The organism is Bradyrhizobium cytisi, assembly GCF_008123515.1.
Classification (GTDB): domain Bacteria; phylum Pseudomonadota; class Alphaproteobacteria; order Rhizobiales; family Xanthobacteraceae; genus Bradyrhizobium; species Bradyrhizobium cytisi.
Genome location: NZ_VSSR01000045.1, coordinates 104,793 through 125,438 on the forward strand (window position 1 = coordinate 104,793; position 20,646 = coordinate 125,438).

Genomic DNA, 20,646 nt, shown 5'->3' on the forward strand with positions numbered 1-20,646 from the left:
CTCCTATCGTCCCGGATCGCCCTTGCCGGCGAGCACGCGGTCGAGCCCGTAGAAGCGGTCGAGCAGAATGAGGGCGGTCATGGTGATCGCGATCACGCAGGCCGAGACCGACGTCACCAGCGGATCGATGTTGTCCTGGATATAAAGAAACATGCGCACCGGCAATGTCTCGGTGCCGGGCGCCGCGAGGAAGACGGTCATGGTCAGATCGTCGAAGGACTGGATGAAGGCGAGCGCCCACCCGCTGATGACGCCGGGCAGGATCAGCGGCAGCGTGACACGACGAAACAACGTCCAACCGCCGGCGCCGAGCGAGACCGCCGCCATCTCGACCGAAAGGTCCATGCCGGTTGCCGCCGCCAGCGTCAGCCGCAGTGCGAACGGAAATACAATGATGACATGGGCGATGATCAGCGCCGCAAAGCTGCCGCCGAGCCCGGCCGAGGTGAAGAAGCGCAGGAAGGCGATGCCGAGCACGACATGCGGGATCATCAGCGGCGACAGGAACAGCGCCGCCAGCGCGTCGCGACCGCGGAAGCGATAACGCGCAATTGCGAGCGCCGCCGGCACCGCGAACAGCAGCGCTACGAAGGAAGACAGCGCCCCTAACCCAAGGCTGACCCAGAAGGCGTGGATGAATTCGGGATAGTTGGCGATCGCCCTGAACCAGCGCAGCGAAAAGCCGTTGGTCGGCAGCGACAGAAAACCTTCGGGGGTGAAGGCGACGAGGCACACCACCAGGATCGGCGCCACCATCACGACAACGAAGATGGTGTGAAAGATCAGCGCCAACGGGCCGTTCCGTCTCATCGGAACACCTCGGCGTAGCGGCGTTCGATCAGCGCGTTGCTGCCGACCACGATCAGCACCAGCGCCACCAGCAGCAGCGTGGCGACGGCTGCGCCGAGCGGCCAGTTCAGCGTGTTGAGGAATTCGTCATAGGCGAGCGTCGCCGCGACCTTGAGGCGGCGGCCGCCGATGATCGCGGGTGTCGCGAAGGCGCTGGCCGAGAGCGAGAACACGATGATCGCCCCCGACAGCACGCCCGGCATGATCTGCGGCATGATGATGCGGCGGATGATAGTCACGGGACCAGCACCGAGCGACATCGCGGCGTTCTCGATCTGCGGATCGAGCCGTTGCAGTGCGGCCCAGACCGACAGCACCATGAACGGCATCATCACATGCGCGAGCGCGACGACCATGCCGGTCTCGGTGAACATGAAGGGAATGGGGAAGCGAATCACCCCGGCCGACATCAAGAGCTTGTTGACGAGGCCGTTGTTGCCGCCGAACAGCAGCGCCCAACCGAGCGTGCGCGCCACCACGGAGATCAGCAGCGGCCCGAGGATGACCAGCAGGAAAAAACTCTTCCAGCGACCGCTCATGCGGTTGAGGATGTAGGCTTCGGGCGCACCGAGCAGAGCGGTGAGCAGCGTGGTCAGGATCGCGATCCGAAACGTCCGCCAGAACATTTCTGCGTAATAGGAATCAGTCGCGATCTCCTGCCAGTTCTTCAGGATGAAGACCGGCTCGATGCCCTTGTACTGGCCCCAATCGTGGAACGACAGCATCACGGTCATCGCGAGCGGGACCAGCAGCACACCGACGAACAGCATCAGGGCAGGCGCCGTCAGCGCCCAAGGTGCACGCGCGTTGCGCTCCTCGGCGAGCCCGCTCATGTGACGGTCCTTGCACGCACGCTCATATCCTCGGGGCGCCAGGTGAGACGAACGGCGTCGCCTTCGGCTGGCTGCCTCTCACCATCATTCTGGCGGATCACGATCGCCGGGCCGCATTCGCTGTCGCACTGGAACAGCCAGTGATTGCCCTGGAAGATACGCGTGACGATCTTTGCGCCGAGGCCCTCATCGCCAAAGCCGATACGTTCAGGACGAATGCTGACGGTGACAGGGCCACTGAGCCCGGCCGGCGCCGGCGCGCTCCAGGAGCCCGCCACCAACCGCGCCGGAATTGCAGTCCGATCAATCGTCCCGGCAAAATCGTTGGTCTTGCCCAAAAACTGCGAGACGAAGGCCGAGACCGGCTTCTCATAAGTCTCCTGCGGTGTGCCGATCTGCTCGATCTTGCCCTGGCTCATGACCACGATACGGTCGGACAGCGACATCGCCTCGTTCTGATCGTGGGTGACGAGGATCGTGGTGGTGCCGATGGTGCGCTGGATCTGGCGCAGCTCGATCTGCATCTCCTCGCGCAATTTTGCGTCGAGGTTCGACAGCGGCTCGTCGAGCAGCAGCACGCTCGGCTTGATTACCAGCGCACGCGCCAGCGCGACGCGCTGCTGCTGGCCGCCGGACATGCGGCGCGGATGGCGCTCCTCGTAACCGGCAAGGCCCACCATTGCGAGCGCGGCACGCACGCGCTCGGCCAGCTCGTTACGCGGGACGTTGCGCATCTCGAGGCCAAAGGCAACGTTCTCCGCCGCCGTCATGTGCGGAAACAGCGCGTAGCTCTGGAACACGATGCCGAGCCCGCGCTTGGCCGGATGGATCGCGGTCAGGTCCTTGTCCTCCAGGCGGATCGCGCCGCGTGTGGGATCGAGGAAGCCCGCGATCATCTGCAACGTCGTGGTCTTGCCGCAGCCGGAGGGGCCAAGGAAAGAGATGAACTCCCCCTTGCCGACCGCGAGACTGAAGTCGTCGACCACAGTCTGCGCGCCGAACTGTTTTGCCACGCCATCGAGCTCGAGATAGGCCATGAGCTGTCTCCGCTGCGGACGATCAGATCAGCGCTCGACCTCACGGTTCCAGCGCTTGGTCCACTCCTCGCGCTTGTCGTTGATGATTGTCCAGTCCGGATTGTAGAGCTTAGCCGCGCGCTCGCCGATCGGCGCCATTTTGCCGAGCTCCGGCGGCACCACCAGCGATTTCAGCACCGGGCCGTAGCCGTAGTCCTTGAGCATCACGAGCTGAATCTTGGGATCAAGCAGCATCTTGACGAAGTTTGAGGCCAGCGGCGAGGCGTTCGGCTTGGCGATCGGACACGCCGTCGTCAGCAGCGTCGCTGCACCTTCCTTGGGATAAACAAAGTCGACGGGGAAGCCGGTGTTGGCAAAGCTCTGGACGCGGCCGGTGCCCCACACCGCGATCACGGCCTGGCCGGACTGGAACAGCTCGGTCATCTTTCCCGGCGACGGCTCATAGGCGAGCACGTTCGGATTGATCTGCTCCTTGAAGATCTTGAAGCCGGAATCGACGTTGGACTCGCCGCCGCCGTTCATCTTCGACAGCATCACCAGCGCTTCGAGGCCATAGGTGTTGTTGATGGGCGGAATGACCAGCTGCTTGGCGTATTTCGTGTCCTTCAGATCATTCCACGAGGTCGGCGGCGCCCAACCTTTCTCCGCAAACACCTTGGTGTTGTACATCAAGCCAGTGGCGACGATGCCGATCGCAACGGCGCGATCGTCCTTGAAGCGCGCAGTGTCGTAGAGATCGGCCGTCGGCAAGCCATCGAGCTTGCCACAGAAGCCGAGCTGGATCGCCTGGTACATCGGGCCGTCGTCGACGATGGCGACGTCGATCTGCTGATTGCCCTTCTGCGCCTGCAGCTTGGCCAGCGTGTCGGTGGAATTGCCGGCGACGTATTCGACCTTGACGCCGTTCTCCTTCTCGAAGGTCGGGATCACCTCATCACGAATGGTCTTCTCGAACGAGCCGCCATAGCCGGCGACATAGAGCGTTTTCTGCTGGGCCAAGGCGGCCGACGGAAGGACGGCGAGCGCCGCGATGCTGACCGCTGTCAGGAGGCGAAAAGTCTTCATGTGGTCCGATCTCCAATCTGCCGAAAAAACGGGCTGTCTCCAGCTTTGATGAAAAAGATCGCAAAGCCGAGCTTCCATCGTCCAATGAATAATGGCACCCTCTGCATGCCTAAATATTATGAATGGGAACTGGGATGGCGCGGATCAATTCGCGACAGGTGGAGGCCTTCCGCGCGACGATGCTGACCGGCAGCGTCACCGAGGCGGCGGCACTGATGACAGTGACGCAGCCGGCGGTGAGCCGGTTGCTGCGCGACCTCCAGGCGCTGCTGAAAATGGAGCTGTTCGAGCGGCGCGGCACTGGCCTCGTGCCGACAGCGGCAGCGATGGCGCTCTATACCGAAGTGGAGCGCTCCTTCGTCGGCCTCGAACGTATCACCGCCGCAGCCGAGGAAATCCGCGGCCGCCGCACCGGCTCGCTGCGGATCGCAGCACTGCCGGCGCTGTCGAACGGCTACCTGCCGCGGCTGACCGGTCACTTTCTGAAGGAGCGGCCGAATCTCAACCTCGCCTTTTTCGGCGTGATCTCGCCGATCGTGGTCGACTGGGTGCTGAACAATCAGTGCGACGTCGGCTTTGCCGAGGTACCGATCGCACATTCCGGCCTGCCGACCTTGAGGTTGCCGGCGCCCGCGCGCGTCGCGGTGCTGCCGACGGGTCATCGCCTCGCGGAAAAGGAAGTCCTGGAACCGCGCGATTTCGAGGGCGAGACCTTCATCTCGCTGTCGGCGGGATCGTCGAGCCGGCACCTCGTCGACCAGATCTTCCATCGTCACGATGTTCGCCGCGTGCTGCGGGTCGAGACCGCGCTGTCCGAAATCATGTGCGGCATGGTGTCATCAGGGCTCGGCGTCGCGATCTGCGATCCCTTCACCGCGCAGGAATTTTCCACCCGCGGCGTCGTCGTGCGCCGCTTCCTGCCGCGCATCGACTTCGAGTTCTCCGCGGTGTTTCCCGCGCAGCGTAGCCCCTCGCCGGTGGCGCTCGATCTGGTCGAGACCATGCGCAAGTCGCTCGCCGGGTTTGATAGCTAGCCGTTGAACGCGGCCTGCGCCTCCGGCAGGTCCCAGATCTTGCCGATCGCAGCCGTGCCTGCCGCCGTGATCGCCGCCTCGTCGGCGCCGAGATAGCGTCCCGCATCGACCAGCACGCGGCCATCGACCATGACTTGATCGATATTGGCGCGGTTGGCGAGTGCGATCAGCGCGCGGCGCGGATCAAACAGCGGCTGAAGATGCGGATGGGTCAGATCGGCCACGGTGAGGTCGGCGGTGGCGCCCGGCTCGATCCGGCCGAGGTCCGGCCGCCTGATGACGTCAGCCGCGACCGCCGTGTTGGCCTCGATCAACTCGGGCGAATTGGCGACATCGGCACGCTGCGACGTGATCTTGGAGATCAGCGATGCCGCATTGAGTTCGCCGAGCAGGTCCATGTTGTAGCCGTCGGTGCCGACCACGGTGCGCACGCCATGTTCGGCGAAGCGGCTGAAGGCGGCGGTGACGCCGGCGCGCGCGAACACGCGCGGGCAGTTCAGCACGGTCATGCCGCGCGCGGCCATCAGCTTGAGGTCATCGTCCGAGCTGAACATGCAATGCGCCGCCATCAGATCGGGCGCCAGCAGGCCGAGCCAGTCCAGATATTGCGCCGGCGTACGGCCGCCATAGCGCTTGCCGATGGTCTCGACCTCGGCGCGGCTCTGCGCCATGTGAGTCGTGATGGGCACGCCGAGCTCGCGCGCCCGCGTGGCGCAGGCCTTCAAGAGATCAGGACCGCAGGTGTCGGTGGCATGCGGGCTCATCGCAAGATTGATGCGGCCGTCGCCGCGATTGTTCCAGCGCTGATAGAGCGCATCCCACGTCGCCATGTCGGCGGTGCCGTCGTCGCCGGAATATTGGACCACACCATCGGGGCCGGCCTTGGCGTCCGACGTCGAGAACAGATACGGCGCGCCGTAGAAGCGGATGCCCATTTCCTCCGCGGCGTCGAACATCTCGGGGATCGAGTTGCGGAACGGCTCCATCACCGTGGTGGCGCCGCCCTTGAGGAGCTGGAGAATGCCGAGCCGCGCCACCGCAAGCCGCTCTTCCGCCGACAAGATATCGGCGCCGCGCTTGGTCAGCGGCAGCAGCACCGTGTAGACGATGCTCTGGTTGTTGCGGCGGCCGTTACCATCCTCGCTGTGGCTGCGCGCCACAGCCTCGGAGAAGCAGTGATTGTGCAGGTTGAGCAGGCCCGGCAGGACGAAGCGGCCGGGACGATCGTAGACCTCGTCGGCGCTCGGCCTGTCGCGCGTGACTGCGGCGATCTTCTTGCCCTCGACCAGGACCCAATGGTCGCGCAGCACATCCTGCGTGCCGTCCTTGCGTGACAGCACATAGCTGCCGAAGATTGCTGAGGTGCTCATGCGGGACGTACGTTCCAGAAGACGGCGGTGCCGTCGAGAATGCCGGTGATGTCCTTGCGATAGGCGGTCGGCTGCTTGTACAGGCCGATCGGAATATAGGGGATTTCCTCGAAGGCGACTGCCTGGATCTCGCGGCAGATGCGCTGTTGCTCCGCGAGCTCGGACGCCGCCAGCCATTGGCTGCGCAAGGGCCCCATCTTCTCGCTCGCGTACCAGCCGGCGACCTTGCCTTCGCCGCGAATGTTGGTGTTGCCGGCCGGGTTGAGCCAGTCGATGCCCTGCCAATTGCCGACCGCGGCGCTCCAACCGCCCTGCGGAATCGGGTCTTTCTTGAGCTGGCGCTGCAACACCACAGCGAAATCGAGCCCGGCATATTCGACGTTCATGCCGGCCTTGCGCAGGCTATCGACTGCGATCTCGCCGAGCGGCTTCTGCGCCAGCGAATTGGTGGGGACGAGCACCACGATCTTCTCGCCATTGTAGCCGGCGGCTTTCAGATCGGCCTTGACCTTGTCGTAGTCGCGCGGACCGCGGAACACGCCGAGGCCGACATCGCTCGCCATCGGCGTGCCGGGCGCGAAGAAGCCGATCGGCGAGACCTGGAAGGCCGGATCGGTGCCAGCGACCGCGGTCATGAAAGCGGACTGGTCGATTGCGCCCAAAAGCGCGCGGCGGATGGCGGGATTGTCGAACGGCGGCTGCAGGTGGTTGAGCCGAAGCATGCAGGCATAACCGCGTGGATCGAGGATACGCGTCTCGATGTCGCCGGCGGCCTTGATGATCGGCAACAGATCGTGCGGCGTGGTCTCCTGCCAGTCCTGCTCGCCGGTCTGGAGCGCGGCAACGCCGGTGCCGGCATCGGGCGTGGTGGTCCAGACGACGCGGTCGTAGTGCACGATCTTCGGCCCCGCGGTCCAGTCCGGCTTGCCGTCGGTGCGGGGCTGGTAGCGGTCGAATTTGGCATAGGCGTTGCGGGCGCCCTGCACGCGCTCATCGGCGAGATAGCGGAACGGACCGCTGCCGATGACTTCGGTCAGTGGCTTGAACGGGTCCTGGCTCGCCAGCCGCTCCGGCATCATGAAGCAGGGATTGATCGCGGCCTTGCCGAGCGCCTGCGGCAACAGCGGGAACGGGCGCTTGAGACGGAAGCGGATGGTACGGTCGTCGGCGGCTGACAACTCGTCGGTCGCCTCCATCAGCTCGCCGCCAAAGCCGTCGCGCGCGGCCCAGCGGCGGATGCTGGCGACGCAATCGCGCGCCAGCACATGCTCCCCGTCGTGCCAGAACAAGCCGTCGCGCAGGCTGAGGTCCCATTGCAGTCCGTCGCCGGAGATGGCCTGCCCCGACAGCATCTGCGGCGAGAGCTGGAGCGAGGAGCTCATGCCATAGAGCGTGTCGTAGACCATGAAGCCGTGGTTCCGCGACACCTGCGCGGTCGAATAAATGGGATCGACGAAGGCGAGATCGATGACGGGGATGAAGCGCAGCGTGCGCTGGGATTCGGCTCGCACGATGCCCGGCATAGAGAGTGTCGGCACTGTTGCGGCAGCCTTGAGGAGCGAGCGGCGGGAGATGGGCATTACAAGAAGTTCCTGAGGGTATCTTACGTATTCAACAAGACCGCGCCGATCGCAGCCGCGACCGCCTGCTGCGCAGGTTCGATCACGGGCACGCCGATCGCCTCCGCGATCGCTGCGCGGTGAGACGCCATACCGGCACAGCCCATCACCACGACGTCGGCGCGACATTGCGTAACTAGCGCGCGGCCGGCTTCGATCAACCGCCCGCGGATGTCGGCGCCTGCCGTCTCCGCCGCGCTTGCGCCGACCGACCAGCTTCCGGCATAGCGGCTATCGACGCCCATCACCCACGCCATGCGTTGCTGGCGGCGGATGCTCGACGGCGACAGCGCGATGATTCCGAAACGTTCGCCCAGCATCAGCGCGCGAAAGATGCCGCATTCGGCGATGCCCAGCACCGGCCGACCGTCGGCCGCCTCGCGCACCGCATGCAGCCCGGGATCGCTGAAGCACGCGAGCACGAAGGCATCCGCATCGTCACGCGCCACGCGATTGACCAGCGGCATCACCACACTGTCGGCATCGCGCTGCGAGCTGATCCCGGGCGGCCCCTCAGCGAGGCCGACCACCTCGATGTCAGGCCCGCCGATGATCCGCAGCGGTGCCACCGCGTCGTCGATCGCCGCGGTCACCGACGCCGAGGAGTTGGGGTTGATGACGAGGATGCGGCGACGGGTCATGGCATGGCTCAACGGTTGGCGGCCTCGTGGCGCAGGAAGTTTTCAGCGATCTTCTCGCCGGTGGTGATCCAGACATCCGGGCACGACTTTGCGTAGGTCAGGAACTCGCGCAGCAGGCGCAGCCGCATCGGACGGCCGCTGCACTGCGGATGCAGCACGGTCGTGACCATCGCGCCCCAGTCGCGGGTTTCGTCGAGCTCGTCCTTCCAGATCGAGAGCACGTGCTCCCTCGGGAAGATCGAGCGCGGGCTGAAGCGCGCCGAGAGACCGTGCATCCAGTCGTCATAGCTCGCCGTCACCGGCAGCTCGATCGTGCCGGGCTTACCGTCAGCGAGACGATGGCGATAGGGCCGCACGTCGTCGCGGAACGAGGACGTGTAGACGATGCCGTGACGAACCAGCGCGACGCGCAGCTCCTCGGTGAACTCACCGTAAGGAGCCCGATAGCCGGTCGGCCTGACGCCGAGCCTGCGCTTCAGCGCTTCGAAACCGCGCTCAAGCTCTTCCTCGATCCAGGGATCGCCGGGATCGGGCAGCAAATGGTGATAGCCGTGATGGCCGATCTCGTGGCCGGCCTTGAGAATCGACTCCGCCATCGCCGGATGCGCATCGACCGACCATCCCGTGACGAAGAACGTCGCCTTGAGATCGAGCTGGTCGAGCAGCTCCAGCAGCTTCGGTGTGCCGACGCGCGCCTCGTAACCGCCATAGCTCATGGTAATGAGCCGCTGCGCGTGCACCGCGTCCTTGCTGGTCCACGCGCTCTCCGCGTCGACGTCGAAGGACAGGAACATCGCCGACTTGTACGGCTTGGGCCAAGGGTATTCCGGCGCGGGATCTGCGGTGTTGGCTGGGGTGAGCGGGATGCTCTGGAGGGCCTTACTGTCCAGCATTGATGGTTGCCTTTTCGAGTGCGTTGTCTGTCAGTTTCCACTTCGCAAGCAGGGTTTTGTAGGTGCCGTCGACGATCAGCGCATCGACAGCCTCGATCATTGCCTGCTGTAACGCCTTTTCCTTGACCGGCAGCGCAATGCCCGTGAACTGCGTTGCGAACGGATCACCGACCGGCGCATAGGTGCCCGGCTCGAGATCCATCAGATAGGGCAGCGTCTCGTTGCCTTGAACGGCAGCGTCGATGCGGCCCTGCCTGAGCTGCGTGCGCGCATCTGCCGAGCCGTCGGTGCCGACGAACTGGATCGGATTGCTGCCGCAATTCTTCTGGCTCCACTTATCGATCTCGGCCGGAAACATGGTCCGGCGGCTGGCGCCGACCTTCTTGCCGCACAGCGCAGCCATGTCCTTGAACTCGGACGCACGGGATTGCTGCACGAAGAATTTTGGACCGCTGCGCAAATAATCGACGAAGGAGGCAATGTCGTGTCGGCTCGCATAGTCGGTGAAGCCGGACAGGATGGCATCCACCCGGCCCGTCGAAATCGAGGGCATGAACTCGGCAAAGCTGGTTTCAGTCCATTCGATCTTGACCCCGAGCTTGCGCCCGATCGCCTCGCCGAGATCGATGTCGAAGCCCGACAGCGTGTTGGTGGCGGGATCGCGGAACTCCATCGGCGGATAATTCGGCACCAGCGCGATCTTGATGCTGCCGCGCTTGGCGATCTCCGGCGGCAACTCGATCGCCCAAGCCTGAACACTTAGAGCCGAAACGGTCATGGCACCGAAAAGCGCCGCCGCAACCAAAACTCTCTTCATCAACACGCCCCCCATTTCAGATCACTGCCGAAAGAAATGCCTTGGTCCGCTCCTCGCGCGGCGCGCCCAGCACGTCCGAGGCGCGGCCCTGCTCGACAATCGCGCCCTGGTCCATGTAGACGACGCGGTCGGCGACCTCGCGGGCGAAGCCGAGCTCGTGCGTCACCACCAGCATGGTCATGCCGCTCTTCGCCAGCTCCTTCATCACCGCGAGCACCTCGCCGACGAGCTCCGGGTCGAGTGCGCTGGTCGGCTCGTCGAACAGCATCAGCATCGGTTTCATCGCAAGTGACCGCGCAATCGCCACACGCTGCTGCTGGCCACCGGAGAGCTGCGCGGGATACGAATTGGCCTTCGCCAACAGCCCGACGCGCCGGAGCAGCTCGAGCGCCTCGGCACGCACCTCGTCGGCTTTGCGGCCCTGCACCTGGAGCGGACCTTCGATGATGTTTTCCAGCGCGGTCTTGTGCGGAAACAGGTTGAAGCGCTGGAACACCATACCAGTCTTCAGACGCTGCCGCCCGATCTCGCGCTCGCTGAGGCGATGGAGCCGCCCGTTTTGCTCGCGCACGCCCAAGAGCTCGCCGTCGAGCCAGATGCCGCCGCTATCGATGGCGGCGAGCTGGTTGATGCAGCGGAGCAGCGTGGTCTTGCCCGAGCCGGAGGCGCCGATCAGACACATCACCTCGCCGGGCCAGACGTCGAGCGAGACGTTTTTGAGAGCCTGGAACTCTCCAAAACTCTTGGCTACAGAGCGGATCGCGACGAGGGGCTTTGTCATCGCGCAAATCGCAATGTGCCGCGTGCAAAACGGCGTTCGAGCAGCATCTGGAGCGGCGTCAGGATCGAGACAACGACCAGATACCAGAGCCCGGCGACGATCAGGAGCTCGATCACGCGAGAGTTCGCGTAGTAGATGTTTTCGGCGTTGTGCAGCACTTCCGGATATTGGATGACGCTCGCAAGCGAGGTCGCCTTCACCATGCCGATGAACTCGTTGCCGAGCGGCGGGATCACCACGCGCATCGCCTGCGGCAGGATGATCCGGCGCAGCGCACGCAGCCGTCCCATGCCGATCGCCTGCGCCGCTTCATATTGACCGATGTCGACCGACAACATGCCCGCGCGCACCACTTCGGACGTGTAGGCGCCCTGGTTGATGCCGAGCCCGAGCAGTGCGGCGAGGAACGGCGTCATGACATCGACGGCGCGCGCACTCCAGAGGCCGGGAATACCGATGGTCGGAAACACCAGCGCGAGGTTGAACCAGAGCAGCAATTGCAGGATCAGCGGCGTGCCGCGGAACAGCCAGGTGTAGCCAGCCGCCACCGTCTTCAGCACTGGATTGGGCGACAGCCGCATGATCGCGACGACAACGCCGAGAAAGATGCCGAGCGCCATCGCCAGCACCGCCATCACCATGGTGTTGACGATGCCTTCGAGGATCACCTTTGCGGTGATGAAGCGACTGACATAGGACCATTCGATCTGCCCATTGGCGAAGGCGCGCGCGATTGCCGCCAGCATCAGGACGATCAGTGCTGCGCTGAGCCAGCGAAACCAGTGCGGCTCGCGCGCGATCCGCATCCCCGACAGATCGGGAAAACCTTCCGCGAGTGCCGGCACCGGCCTCATTGCGGCGCCGCGTTCAGCATGGGCTGGGTCACTGCATTCGCGCCCAGGCCCCATTTGTCGAGAACCGCCTTGTAGGAGCCGTCGGCGATCATGGCCGTGAGCTTTTCCGTCACGACGTCACGGAGTACGGAATCGTCCTTGCGGAACATGATGCCTTGATATCCCGTGGACAACTGCCCGCCAACGATGCGGTATTTGCCGGCTTCCTGAGCTTGCGCATAGGGCAAGGTCTCACTGCCCTGGACTGCGGCATCGATGCGGCCTTGCTTGAGCTGGTTGCGGACGTCGATCGAGTTCTCACCGGGAACATACTGGATGGCAGGCTTGCCAGCCGGCTCGCAATTCTGCTTGCTCCACTTATCGATCTCGAGTGGAAACGCCGTGCTGCGCGTCGTGCCGACCTTCTTGCCGCAAAGATCGGTGGCGCCCTTGGCGTCGCTCTCCGTGAGCACGAAGAATTGCGGGCCGGTGGTGAGATAGTCGACGAAGTCCGCCGTCTCGCGCCGTGAGCTGCGATCCTGAATGCCGCTAATGATGAAATCGGCGCGCTTGGTCTGGAGCGAGGGAATCAGCTCGGCGAATGGCGTCTCGCTCCAGACGATCTTGAGGCCGCCGAGCCGCTTGGCGAGCTCGTTGGCGAGATCGATGTCGAGTCCCACCAGCTCATTGCTGGCGGGATCGCGATATTCCATTGGCGCGTAGGTCGAGTTGACTGTGAGTTTTAGCGCGCCCGCCTGCTTGATCTCGGCCGGAAGGTCGGCGGCTCGCGCCGTGGCAATGGCCGCCAGCGCGGCAAGACCGAGAGAGAGCGAGAGGCGTATCATGTCAGCTCCTTTGCCAGTGTCCTGCCAACGCCGTGCCAATCGTCAGTCCGCGTCGAGAACGGCCGGCTCGATGACGCCGGCGCGCTCGGTGATCACCCTGTATTGCTCGGGCCGCCGGTGGGCGTCGAAATTGAACATCTTGTCCTTGCCCTGGCGGCAGAGGTCGAGATCGATATCGGCGACGATCACCTCGTCGGTCAAGGTCGCAGCCTGCGCGACGATGCGGCCGTTGGGATCGACGATGCAGGAACCGCCGATCAGCCCCGAGCCGTCCTCTTCGCCGGCCTTGGCCACCGAGATCGCCCAGGTCGCGTTCATGTAGGCATTGGCCTGCGTCACCAGCGTCGAATGGAAGGTGCGCAAGGATGCATCTTCTGTGCTGCCGCCGTTGGGATCGTAGGCCGCCGAATTGTAGCCGATGCAAACGAGCTCGACGCCCTGCAGGCCGAGCACGCGCCAGGACTCGGGCCAGCGGCGATCGTTGCAGATCATCATGCCCATGATGGCATGCGCCCAGGCCGAACCGGCGCGGAACGCGGGAAAGCCGAGATCGCCATATTCGAAATAGCGCTTCTCAAGCTGCTGATAGCGCGCGCCCGGCCGCGGCTCGACCGAGCCCGGCAAATGCACCTTGCGATAGCGGCCGAGGATCTCGCCGTCGCGATCGACCAGGATGGCGCAATTGTAGCGGCGGCCTTCGGCGGTCTGCTCGGCATAGCCGACATAAAAGCCGACACGCAGCGCCCGCGCGCGATCGAACAGCTTTGCCACGGCCGGGTTCGGCATGCCGTGCTCGAAAAACTTGTCGAGCGCTTCACCTTCGAGCAGCCAGCGCGGAAAAAAGGTGGTGAAGGCGAGCTCGGGAAACACCACGAGGCTGGCGCCGCGGTTCGCCGCTTCCTCCAGCATAGCAAGCATCCGCGATAGCGTATGCTCACGCGTATCGGCTTTTTGCGTCGGCCCCATCTGGGCGGCGGCGGCGCGAAGGACACGAACCAAGACTGCCTCCAATCTGTGCGCAATGCCGCCTCAATGGGCGAATGAACCCTTTGATCCAGCATGCAAATCCGCGACCATTAGGCGCAAGGAGGGCTGCAAAAGCAATTCATCGTGCTATGATGTTTTGGCCCTGAGTATAATCGGCAGTGATATGAACCTGCGCCAGCTCGAGATCCTGCGTGCCGTCATCCGCCATCGCACCACGGTGGCGGCGGCCGATGAGCTGGCGCTGTCGCAGCCCGCCGTCAGCAACGCGCTGAAGACGATGGAAGCGCAGGCGGGCTTTGCGCTGTTCGAGCGCGTCAACAACCGGCTGTTTCCGACCGCGGAGGCGATGGCGCTCTACAAGGAGAGCGAAGCGATCTTCGCGCTTCACGCCAAGCTCGAGAACCGCGTGCGCGACCTGCGTGAGAACCGCTCAGGACATCTCGCGATCGTGGCGACGCCGCCGCTCGCCTACAGCATCATTCCCTCCGCTCTATCAGCCTTCCTGCGCTGCCGCCCGGAGACACGCGTGTTCTTCGACGTCAGGCGCTATGAGGGCATCATCGAGGGCGTGCTCAGCCGCGTCGCAGAGCTCGGCTTCGCGCTCGGGCTGACGCACCATCCCGGCATCGCGCATGAGGTGGTGCACACCGGCGAAATGGTCTGCGTACTGCCGCCGCAGCATCCGCTCGCCGACAGACCGGTGATCTCGGCCGCGGATCTGTCCGGCCTGCCCTTCATCGGGCTCGAACGCGGCACCCGGCTTGGCGAAGCCGTGCGCGACAGTTTCGCCCGCGCCGGCGCGCCGTTCCAGCCGACCGTCGAGGTGCGCTATTGCAACACGGCCTGCGTGCTCGCAGCCGCCGGCGTCGGTGCCGCCGTGGTCGATCCCTTCTCGCCGCACCAGAACGCCGGCCACGGTCTGGTCGTCCGGCCGTTCACGCCGACGACCCGCGCCGTCGCCTACATGCTATGGTCGGAGGCGGAGCCGCTGTCGCGTCTGGCCAAGGCCTTTCTCGGCGAGATCCGCAAGGAGAGTGCGCTGTTGGACCGCACAGCGCCACACCAGCAACATGGGGCAGGAAGCGACTGAGCTTCGCAACCTTTGACCTGAGGGGCACTTGGCACGCATCACCATCATCGAGACCGGACAGGTTCCGCCAAAATACCGCGAACAGCACGGCTCGTTTCCGGACATGTTCGAGCGCATGGTCCGCGCCGAGGATCCGACAGCCACGGTCGACGTCGTCAGCATCCCGAATGGCGATGCGCTGCCCGATCCGAGCAAGCTCGAGGCCGTGCTGATCACCGGTGCTGCCGCCGGCGTCTATGACGGGCTCGACTGGATCGCGCCGCTGGAAGATTTCGTGCGCACGGCTTACGCCAACAAGACGCCGATGGTCGGCGTCTGCTTCGGCCACCAGCTGATCGCGCAGGCGCTCGGCGGCACCGTGCGCAAGTCTGAGAACGGCTGGGGCATCGGCCGGCACGTCTATCAGGTGCTGCCGGAGAACGGCGTCGTCGACGGCGAAGCGGTCGCCATCGCCGCCTCACATCAAGACCAGGTGATCGAGCCACCGAACGACGCGCTGACGATCCTCTCGTCCAAATTCACACCGCATGCCGGCCTGCTCTACGCCAACGGCGCAACGCTGACAGTGCAGCCACATCCGGAGTTCGACGTGGAGTTTGCGCAAGTGTGCTGCGAGTTGCGCGACGGCAAGGCGCCGGAGGATGTCGTGGCAACGGCAAGGGATTCGCTGGCGCAACCGCTGGACAACGCGAAGCTCGGCGGCGCGATTACGAGGTTCTTGGCGCGACGCTGATTTCACCTCACCCCGCTTGCGGAAGCAATTCAGAACGGATCCGTTCCAGGCCCTGGCACATCCGCCGGGCGCGGTCCCGGCGCCGCCCAGTGAAAGCGGCGATCCTTCTCCGCAATCGCGATGTCGTTGATCGAGGCCTCGCGCCGCCGCATCAGGCCGTGCGCGTCGAACTCCCACTGCTCGTTGCCGTAGGAGCGATACCATTGGCCGCTCGCGTCGTGCCATTCGTACTGGAAGCGCACCGCGATGCGATTTTCGTCGAAGGCCCAGAGATCCTTGATCAGGCGGTACTCCTGCTCCTTCTCCCATTTACGGGTGAGGAATGCGACGATCGCTTCGCGGCCCTGAAACACTTCCGCGCGGTTGCGCCAGCGGCTGTCCTCGGTATAGGCGAGCGAGACGCGCACCGGATCGCGTGAGTTCCAGGCGTCCTCCGCCATGCGCGCCTTCTGCGCAGCGGTCTCTCGGGTGAAGGGCGGAAGCGGCGGACGCGACATGATGGCCTCCTCGGTTGGTTTGGGGCGCAATCTATCCGCGCACGCGATGGAGTCGAGAGGCCATCGCCTATCGACCGATCACGAAATCAGATCGGCCTTCATCAGCGTGCGGATCGACTTGGGGATCGGTTGAGCCCTGCCGCCGCTGATGAAAGCGACGCGCACCTCGGCCTTGACCAGCACGTCCTCACCGCGCCGCACCTCCTGCGCCAGCATGATGGAGGCGCCCTTCACCGCAACCGGCCAGGTCACGATATCGAGCACGTCGTCCATCCGCGCCGGCTTGAGGAAATCCAGATGCATCGAGCGCACGACGAAGGCAAAGCCTGCGCCTTCCGTCTCGGCCTGCTCGAACAGCGCCTGCTGCTGAGCGCCCATCAGCCGCAGATGATTGGTGCGCCCACGTTCCATGTAGCGCAGATAATTGGCGTGATAGACGATGCCTGAAAACACTGATTTGACGATGTCGCAACAGCAGCCTCGCGGGTTACTTTCATTGGGTCGCTGGACGGCTAAGGCGTGAATTAGGAGAGATTCATCACTTCCGTAGCAAGCCGCAGCGCCTTCAGGATGCGTTGTGCTCTTTCGGCTGCGATAAACTCCACGCGCACACGCTCCGGGTTTAGCCGGAGGGGCGTGATCAGGTCACGACGGCATCCTCAAAGTCAAAGAAATCGTCGCTCCACGCTGCCGGGCAGCTCTAATTGACGGCATTAGAGGCCGCCGCGGTTATCCGGCGCGCCCGGCCCACTGCAGCAGTGGCGGGGGATCCGAAACACCCGCTGAATGGCGTTGCGTCGACGATCGTCCGCGGTATCCTGTCGACTGCGGTACGCGACGATCTGGCCAAATGCGATAACCGGACCTGCACATGGTGGTCGCCGCCGCTGATCGAGCCGTCCAAATTAGTACCAATAGTTGCTCTCCTGTCCTTACGTCGCTATCGGAACGTCTCGTCAGCCGACATGAGGTGTCGCTCCTACACGGCTTGATTTGTCACTCCCGTATAGCATTGGAGTTCAATCGATGGCCAACATACCCGCCGCCTACCGCCCTCATCAACTGAAATCGCAGCTTGGGATCCGAGCGGCACAATACCTCCGTATGTCGACAGTTCGGCAGCAATACTCAATGCAAAACCAAGCTGCGGTGATTGCGGCTTACGCCCACGACCATGATTTAACAATCGTTCGCACCTATTGCGATGAAGGTGAGAGCGGTCTGCTGATCAAGAATAGGGCCGGTCTCATGCAGCTTATTGACAATGTCCAAACCGGAGAAGCCGACTTTTCTCACGTCCTAGTTTATGACGTAAGCCGGTGGGGCCGCTTTCAGGATATCGATGAGAGCGCGCATTACGAGTTTGTCTGTAAGAGGGCAGGCATCAAAGTTGCGTATTGTGCCGAGCAATTTGACAATGATGGCAGCATGCTTTCCAGCATGATCAAAAACATCAAGCGAGTAATGGCGGCGGAATTCAGTCGTGAGCTTTCGGCTAAGGTTCATGCTGGGCAGTGCCGGCTCGCGCGGCTTGGATTCAAGCTCGGAGGACGCCCTGGTTACGCCCTGTTGCGCGAGCTTATCGACGCGAGGCAGCAGTCGCGAGGTGCGCTGAAGAAGGGAGATCGGAAGTATCTCACCAGCGATCACATCCGAGTACGGCCCGGCATTCCCGAGGAAGTCGCCGTAGTGAGGTGGGTATTTCAGCGATTCTTGGAGGTAAGGTCCGAAGTCGTAATCGCTGCGGAGCTGAACCGGAAGGACGTACCGACGAGCACTGGGACACGATGGACGCGCGCCACAGTTAACAGGATCCTGAGAAACGAGAATTATGTTGGGAACCTCACCTTTAACCGGCGATCCCGTAAGTTGCGGCAAAGCTACACTGATAATCCGCCTGAGGTTTGGATTACCAGCGAGGCATGTATCGAGCCGATCATCGAACGTGACGCCTTCCTGAACGTTAACAAAATCATTGAGGAGCGACGTGTCGACCTCACTGACGAGGAGATGCTTTCGCGCCTGCGCGGAACGCTCCTCAAGGAAGGTCGTATTAGCTGCGCCATCGTAGACGGCACTATTGGCCTCCCCTGCACGTCGACCTACCAAAAACACTTTGGCAGCCTGAGGAACGTGTATCGGCTGATCGGCTACACTCCGAAGCGAAGTTATGAGTTTCTTGAGTCGCGCCCGCTGTGGGCCGAGGAAAATGCCAAGCTCGGCTTGCAAATAGCCATGGTTATCAGGAAGGCCGGTGGCCGCACTACCTCTCGCGACGGCACGGCTTACTTGCGCGTGAATGGGTCCATCAACATCTCAATTCGAGTGGCGCTCTGGTGCGGAAGACAAAACCGCGCGCCGTACTGGTCCATCAAGCGTGATGCACGCCTGCCTCATGGCTGGATTGCCGCTACTAGGTTGTCTGAGCATAACGGGTCGGTGCTCGATTACGTGCTACTGTCCACCGACGGGAAAGTAAGACGAACCATGTCGTTTTCTGAGAGGGCCCGCATTCGCCGTGGAATAGCTAGCTTCGAAACCCCTGACGCTTTGGCACGGGCGATCACCAAGCGAATAATTGGCAGAGACTGTTCTTCTCCGGCGCCCAAGCCAAGCGATCGAGAGCCAAGCATCCCAAACCAAAAACGCTCGCGAGCAGCGCTGATAGAACGAAGATACCGAAGTCCACGACGTAGTCTCTCATGCTCCTTTCAGAAGCCTCCAGATCTCAAGCGCACCCGAGCGTCGAAAGCGATAGACCGTCCCGACCGCGTCCCAAGCGCACCGGAGAGTGCCTTGCCGATTCACAGTTGCTTATCAAGCTTTAGGCAAAAGGGGCGATTCGTCCTATTTGTACGCCACGGCTACCCAGTGGCCATACCTGCGCTCTAGATTTCTTTCTTGCTGGAGCAGCCTACGATCTTATCGCCTCAGGCCCATTATGGTTCGGGGCGGAAGCATGCACGGCAAGGACGAAATGACTCGGATCGAGGCATCAGGGTCGCCAAATAGTCGGAAAATGCCGCCTGCCACGAAGCGCAGTCGTAAGAACCGTGGCATGCCGCCGCCGGCGACGTTCGATATTGAAACGCTGCCGGGCAGCTCTAATTTGACGGCAATAGAGGCGGCGGCGGTTATCCGCCGCACGCCCGGAGCGCTGGAGCAGTGGCGGCGCAATCCGAACCACCCGCTGAAATGGCGCTACGTCGATGGCCGGCCACTCTATCGTGTCGATGCAGTGCGTGACTATCTGGCCAAATGCGACAAAACCACTAAGACCCCTCAGCCGCATAATGCTCACGGAGACGCCCGAGGAGCTCGGCCTTGATCGGGTCAAGCGGATTCGTCCGCTGCAGGCGCACGATTTTGCCGACCCTTTTCGCGCCGACCAACTCTGCAATGTAGTCGTGAGCCGCTTCGAACGCCATCTTGCGGATGATCCACTGTTCGTCGTGATTGTAGACCTGATCGATTCCGCTTGGCCTTTGCCCAACACACAGCCGCTGGATTTCGTTGTCGTAGCCACAGCGTGACATGATGGTGCGCAAGCTGCGCCTTAGGTCATGCATGGTGAACTTGGCGACGCTCGCTTCCTTGACCAGGCGGTTGACCATCTTGGTGAACCCGGACATCTGGCCGCCGGTCTTTGGTGACGGGAAGACATAGTCCGAGGTTGCCCGCTGGAAATGTTTCGCGGCCGCGAGCACCTCGTCAACGAGATGGGTGCGCGGCAGGTCGTGGTGCAGGCCCATCTTGGTCCATGTGGCATCGAAGGTGATGCGGTCGTCCATGACGTGCTTCGACCACTCGATCATGGTTGGCTCGCTGCGGCGCGGGCCGCCCAGTAGGCACATCCGTGCCAGAAGCCCGAAAGTGCCGAGCTTGCCGGATGCCTGCCAGACCTTGATGATCTCGTCATCGCTCAGCGCGCGTCCCTTGGTGCGACGCAAGATCCGCTGCGCCCGGGTTTCCTTCGGCTCGCGATAACCAGCGAGCACATTGTGGTCGACATAACCCTCGCCGACGCACCATTCGAGGAAGGTGTGGGTGTGCTTGCGCAGGTCCTTGGCCGCCCCACGCTTGCCGGTTTTGGCAATCTTGTCGACGGCTGCCATGATCTGCCGCCGCGTCAGGTCTCCGACGGCGCTCTCGGCGTGTTCCTTGAGCCCGCGCCGCAGCGCCGACATAGCTGGTTTCCAGTTGACGACTTGGCGTCCGGTCAAAGACACCTGGTAGTGACCATCTTCAACAATGAGGGTGGTTAGCGTGGTGCGCTGCTTCCCGGCTGCCTGTTGCCGCCTCGCGCTTGGCGTCGTTCGGATCCACGCCCTTGAAGACCTCGCCCGCGGCGATGGTGGCGGCCTTGCGCGCTGCCTTCTCATTATATTTCGGCCAGGCGCCGAGGGTCTTGCGCTGGGTCCCCCTCACCCCCGGCTTGGTGAAAAGGTAGACCCAGGTTCGGCCACCGGTCGCGCGCATGCGCATCGCGAGGCCGGGCAACTTGTCGTCGTGGAGATAATGCTGCGCACTACCCGGCGGCAACGTCGCGTTGCGGATCACGGCATCGGTGAGTGTCAGCTGTTGGTCGGCTCCGGCATGGTCCCTGTGCTCCCTGTCGCGGTGTGCCCCGCAGCCGCCGGGACCATCGAAGCGAAGGGAAAGTGATCATTGACTTTCCTTCGCTTTTTCCGCCTCGGGGCACACTAGAGCGTTAGCCCATCT

At 63.3% G+C, this 20,646-nt stretch carries 20 protein-coding genes and 1 pseudogene; 5 read left to right on the forward strand and 16 right to left on the reverse strand.

All coding sequences use genetic code 11. The annotated features are described in order from the left end of the window. Positions 1-3: 3 nt before the first annotated feature. The 4 genes from FXB38_RS27375 to FXB38_RS27390 are packed head-to-tail and all read right to left on the reverse strand — an operon-like array spanning position 4 to position 3,784. Complete coding sequence (locus tag FXB38_RS27375; RefSeq protein ID WP_148754041.1) at positions 4-810, reverse strand: ABC transporter permease; 807 nt, start codon at positions 808-810, stop codon at positions 4-6. Continuing rightward, complete coding sequence (locus tag FXB38_RS27380) at positions 807-1,682, reverse strand: ABC transporter permease (RefSeq protein ID WP_148754042.1); 876 nt, start codon at positions 1,680-1,682, stop codon at positions 807-809. The genes FXB38_RS27375 and FXB38_RS27380 overlap by 4 nt, the downstream gene beginning before the upstream one ends. Continuing rightward, positions 1,679-2,719, reverse strand: a complete 1,041-nt coding sequence (locus FXB38_RS27385) for an ABC transporter ATP-binding protein (protein WP_148754043.1) — start codon at positions 2,717-2,719, stop codon at positions 1,679-1,681. The genes FXB38_RS27380 and FXB38_RS27385 overlap by 4 nt, the downstream gene beginning before the upstream one ends. A 27-nt stretch (positions 2,720-2,746) precedes the next feature. Further along, complete coding sequence (locus FXB38_RS27390) at positions 2,747-3,784, reverse strand: ABC transporter substrate-binding protein (protein WP_148754044.1); 1,038 nt, start codon at positions 3,782-3,784, stop codon at positions 2,747-2,749. Positions 3,785-3,918: 134 nt separating this feature from the next. On the opposite strand from FXB38_RS27390, the gene FXB38_RS27395 reads away from it, so the two are divergent. Then, positions 3,919-4,818, forward strand: a complete 900-nt coding sequence (locus tag FXB38_RS27395) for a LysR substrate-binding domain-containing protein (RefSeq protein ID WP_148754045.1) — start codon at positions 3,919-3,921, stop codon at positions 4,816-4,818. On the opposite strand, the gene FXB38_RS27400 is transcribed toward FXB38_RS27395, so the two are convergent. Genes FXB38_RS27400 through FXB38_RS27440 form a run of 9 tightly spaced genes read right to left on the reverse strand, consistent with a single transcriptional unit; the run spans position 4,815 to position 13,616 of the window. Then, entirely contained in the window at positions 4,815-6,188 is a 1,374-nt protein-coding gene (locus FXB38_RS27400) for an amidohydrolase family protein (RefSeq protein WP_148754046.1), read from the reverse strand. The two genes, FXB38_RS27395 and FXB38_RS27400, sit on opposite strands and share 4 nt — an antisense overlap. Further along, positions 6,185-7,768 carry an ABC transporter substrate-binding protein gene (locus FXB38_RS27405; protein WP_148754047.1) on the reverse strand — a complete coding sequence of 528 codons (1,584 nt, stop codon included), beginning with the start codon at positions 7,766-7,768 and terminating at the stop codon, positions 6,185-6,187. Before FXB38_RS27405 ends, FXB38_RS27400 begins: the two co-directional genes overlap by 4 nt. Positions 7,769-7,791: 23 nt before the next feature. After that, positions 7,792-8,448, reverse strand: coding sequence for an aspartate/glutamate racemase family protein (locus tag FXB38_RS27410; protein WP_148754048.1), 657 nt, complete (start codon positions 8,446-8,448; stop codon positions 7,792-7,794). Positions 8,449-8,456: 8 nt separating this feature from the next. Then, the gene (locus FXB38_RS27415) at positions 8,457-9,341 is read right to left on the reverse strand and encodes a polysaccharide deacetylase family protein (RefSeq protein WP_148754049.1); all 885 of its coding nucleotides are present in this window, start codon (positions 9,339-9,341) and stop codon (positions 8,457-8,459) included. Next, positions 9,328-10,158, reverse strand: a complete 831-nt coding sequence (locus FXB38_RS27420) for an ABC transporter substrate-binding protein (RefSeq protein WP_187435177.1) — start codon at positions 10,156-10,158, stop codon at positions 9,328-9,330. Before FXB38_RS27420 ends, FXB38_RS27415 begins: the two co-directional genes overlap by 14 nt. 16 nt (positions 10,159-10,174) lie before the next feature. After that, entirely contained in the window at positions 10,175-10,939 is a 765-nt protein-coding gene (locus FXB38_RS27425; protein WP_148754051.1) for an amino acid ABC transporter ATP-binding protein, read from the reverse strand. After that, on the reverse strand, positions 10,936-11,793 hold the full coding sequence (locus FXB38_RS27430; RefSeq protein ID WP_187435178.1) for an amino acid ABC transporter permease: 858 nt from the start codon (positions 11,791-11,793) through the stop codon (positions 10,936-10,938). The genes FXB38_RS27425 and FXB38_RS27430 overlap by 4 nt, the downstream gene beginning before the upstream one ends. Continuing rightward, complete coding sequence (locus FXB38_RS27435) at positions 11,790-12,617, reverse strand: ABC transporter substrate-binding protein (RefSeq protein WP_148754053.1); 828 nt, start codon at positions 12,615-12,617, stop codon at positions 11,790-11,792. The genes FXB38_RS27430 and FXB38_RS27435 overlap by 4 nt, the downstream gene beginning before the upstream one ends. Before the next feature lie 42 nt (positions 12,618-12,659). After that, on the reverse strand, positions 12,660-13,616 hold the full coding sequence (locus FXB38_RS27440; RefSeq protein ID WP_148754054.1) for an N-carbamoyl-D-amino-acid hydrolase: 957 nt from the start codon (positions 13,614-13,616) through the stop codon (positions 12,660-12,662). Positions 13,617-13,767: 151 nt separating this feature from the next. Between FXB38_RS27440 and FXB38_RS27445 the strand changes: the two genes are divergently transcribed. Both FXB38_RS27445 and FXB38_RS27450 read left to right on the forward strand, forming a co-directional pair. After that, positions 13,768-14,694 carry a LysR family transcriptional regulator gene (locus tag FXB38_RS27445; protein WP_148754055.1) on the forward strand — a complete coding sequence of 309 codons (927 nt, stop codon included), beginning with the start codon at positions 13,768-13,770 and terminating at the stop codon, positions 14,692-14,694. A 28-nt stretch (positions 14,695-14,722) separates the two neighbouring features. Continuing rightward, a complete protein-coding gene (locus FXB38_RS27450; protein WP_148754056.1) occupies positions 14,723-15,427 on the forward strand; it encodes a type 1 glutamine amidotransferase in 705 nt (234 codons plus the stop codon). 29 nt (positions 15,428-15,456) lie between these two features. Here FXB38_RS27450 and FXB38_RS27455 read toward each other — a convergent pair whose 3' ends face one another. After that, on the reverse strand, positions 15,457-15,924 hold the full coding sequence (locus FXB38_RS27455) for a nuclear transport factor 2 family protein (protein WP_148754057.1): 468 nt from the start codon (positions 15,922-15,924) through the stop codon (positions 15,457-15,459). Positions 15,925-16,002: 78 nt separating this feature from the next. Next, positions 16,003-16,389: a YbgC/FadM family acyl-CoA thioesterase gene (locus FXB38_RS27460; protein WP_148754058.1), complete on the reverse strand. Its 387-nt coding sequence runs from the start codon at positions 16,387-16,389 to the stop codon at positions 16,003-16,005. Between the two features lie 561 nt (positions 16,390-16,950). Here FXB38_RS27460 and FXB38_RS27465 point away from each other — a divergent pair. Both FXB38_RS27465 and FXB38_RS27470 read left to right on the forward strand, forming a co-directional pair. After that, on the forward strand, positions 16,951-18,816 hold the full coding sequence (locus FXB38_RS27465; protein ID WP_148754059.1) for a recombinase family protein: 1,866 nt from the start codon (positions 16,951-16,953) through the stop codon (positions 18,814-18,816). Between the two features lie 67 nt (positions 18,817-18,883). Continuing rightward, the gene (locus FXB38_RS27470) at positions 18,884-19,252 is read left to right on the forward strand and encodes a hypothetical protein (RefSeq protein ID WP_187435179.1); all 369 of its coding nucleotides are present in this window, start codon (positions 18,884-18,886) and stop codon (positions 19,250-19,252) included. On the opposite strand, the pseudogene FXB38_RS27475 reads toward FXB38_RS27470, so the two are convergent. Next, positions 19,197-20,502 (reverse strand): annotated as a pseudogene (locus FXB38_RS27475) (tyrosine-type recombinase/integrase). The gene FXB38_RS27470 and the pseudogene FXB38_RS27475 sit on opposite strands and share 56 nt — an antisense overlap. Between the last annotated feature and the right edge of the window lie 144 nt (positions 20,503-20,646).

Bases quoted from the DNA above. Each gene is read 5' to 3' on its own strand.
- FXB38_RS27405 (WP_148754047.1), bottom strand. From the start codon at position 7,768: ATGCCCATCTCCCGCCGCTCGCTCCTCAAGGCTGCCGCAACAGTGCCG.
- FXB38_RS27435 (WP_148754053.1), bottom strand. From the start codon at position 12,617: ATGATACGCCTCTCGCTCTCTCTCGGTCTTGCCGCGCTGGCGGCCATT.
- FXB38_RS27415 (WP_148754049.1), bottom strand. From the start codon at position 9,341: ATGCTGGACAGTAAGGCCCTCCAGAGCATCCCGCTCACCCCAGCCAAC.
- FXB38_RS27425 (WP_148754051.1), bottom strand. From the start codon at position 10,939: ATGACAAAGCCCCTCGTCGCGATCCGCTCTGTAGCCAAGAGTTTTGGA.
- FXB38_RS27445 (WP_148754055.1), top strand. From the start codon at position 13,768: ATGAACCTGCGCCAGCTCGAGATCCTGCGTGCCGTCATCCGCCATCGC.
- FXB38_RS27375 (WP_148754041.1), bottom strand. From the start codon at position 810: ATGAGACGGAACGGCCCGTTGGCGCTGATCTTTCACACCATCTTCGTT.
- FXB38_RS27385 (WP_148754043.1), bottom strand. From the start codon at position 2,719: ATGGCCTATCTCGAGCTCGATGGCGTGGCAAAACAGTTCGGCGCGCAG.
- FXB38_RS27420 (WP_187435177.1), bottom strand. From the start codon at position 10,158: ATGAAGAGAGTTTTGGTTGCGGCGGCGCTTTTCGGTGCCATGACCGTT.
- FXB38_RS27465 (WP_148754059.1), top strand. From the start codon at position 16,951: ATGGCCAACATACCCGCCGCCTACCGCCCTCATCAACTGAAATCGCAG.
- FXB38_RS27430 (WP_187435178.1), bottom strand. From the start codon at position 11,793: ATGAGGCCGGTGCCGGCACTCGCGGAAGGTTTTCCCGATCTGTCGGGG.
- FXB38_RS27410 (WP_148754048.1), bottom strand. From the start codon at position 8,448: ATGACCCGTCGCCGCATCCTCGTCATCAACCCCAACTCCTCGGCGTCG.
- FXB38_RS27390 (WP_148754044.1), bottom strand. From the start codon at position 3,784: ATGAAGACTTTTCGCCTCCTGACAGCGGTCAGCATCGCGGCGCTCGCC.
- FXB38_RS27395 (WP_148754045.1), top strand. From the start codon at position 3,919: ATGGCGCGGATCAATTCGCGACAGGTGGAGGCCTTCCGCGCGACGATG.
- FXB38_RS27470 (WP_187435179.1), top strand. From the start codon at position 18,884: ATGCACGGCAAGGACGAAATGACTCGGATCGAGGCATCAGGGTCGCCA.
- FXB38_RS27400 (WP_148754046.1), bottom strand. From the start codon at position 6,188: ATGAGCACCTCAGCAATCTTCGGCAGCTATGTGCTGTCACGCAAGGAC.
- FXB38_RS27455 (WP_148754057.1), bottom strand. From the start codon at position 15,924: ATGTCGCGTCCGCCGCTTCCGCCCTTCACCCGAGAGACCGCTGCGCAG.
- FXB38_RS27380 (WP_148754042.1), bottom strand. From the start codon at position 1,682: ATGAGCGGGCTCGCCGAGGAGCGCAACGCGCGTGCACCTTGGGCGCTG.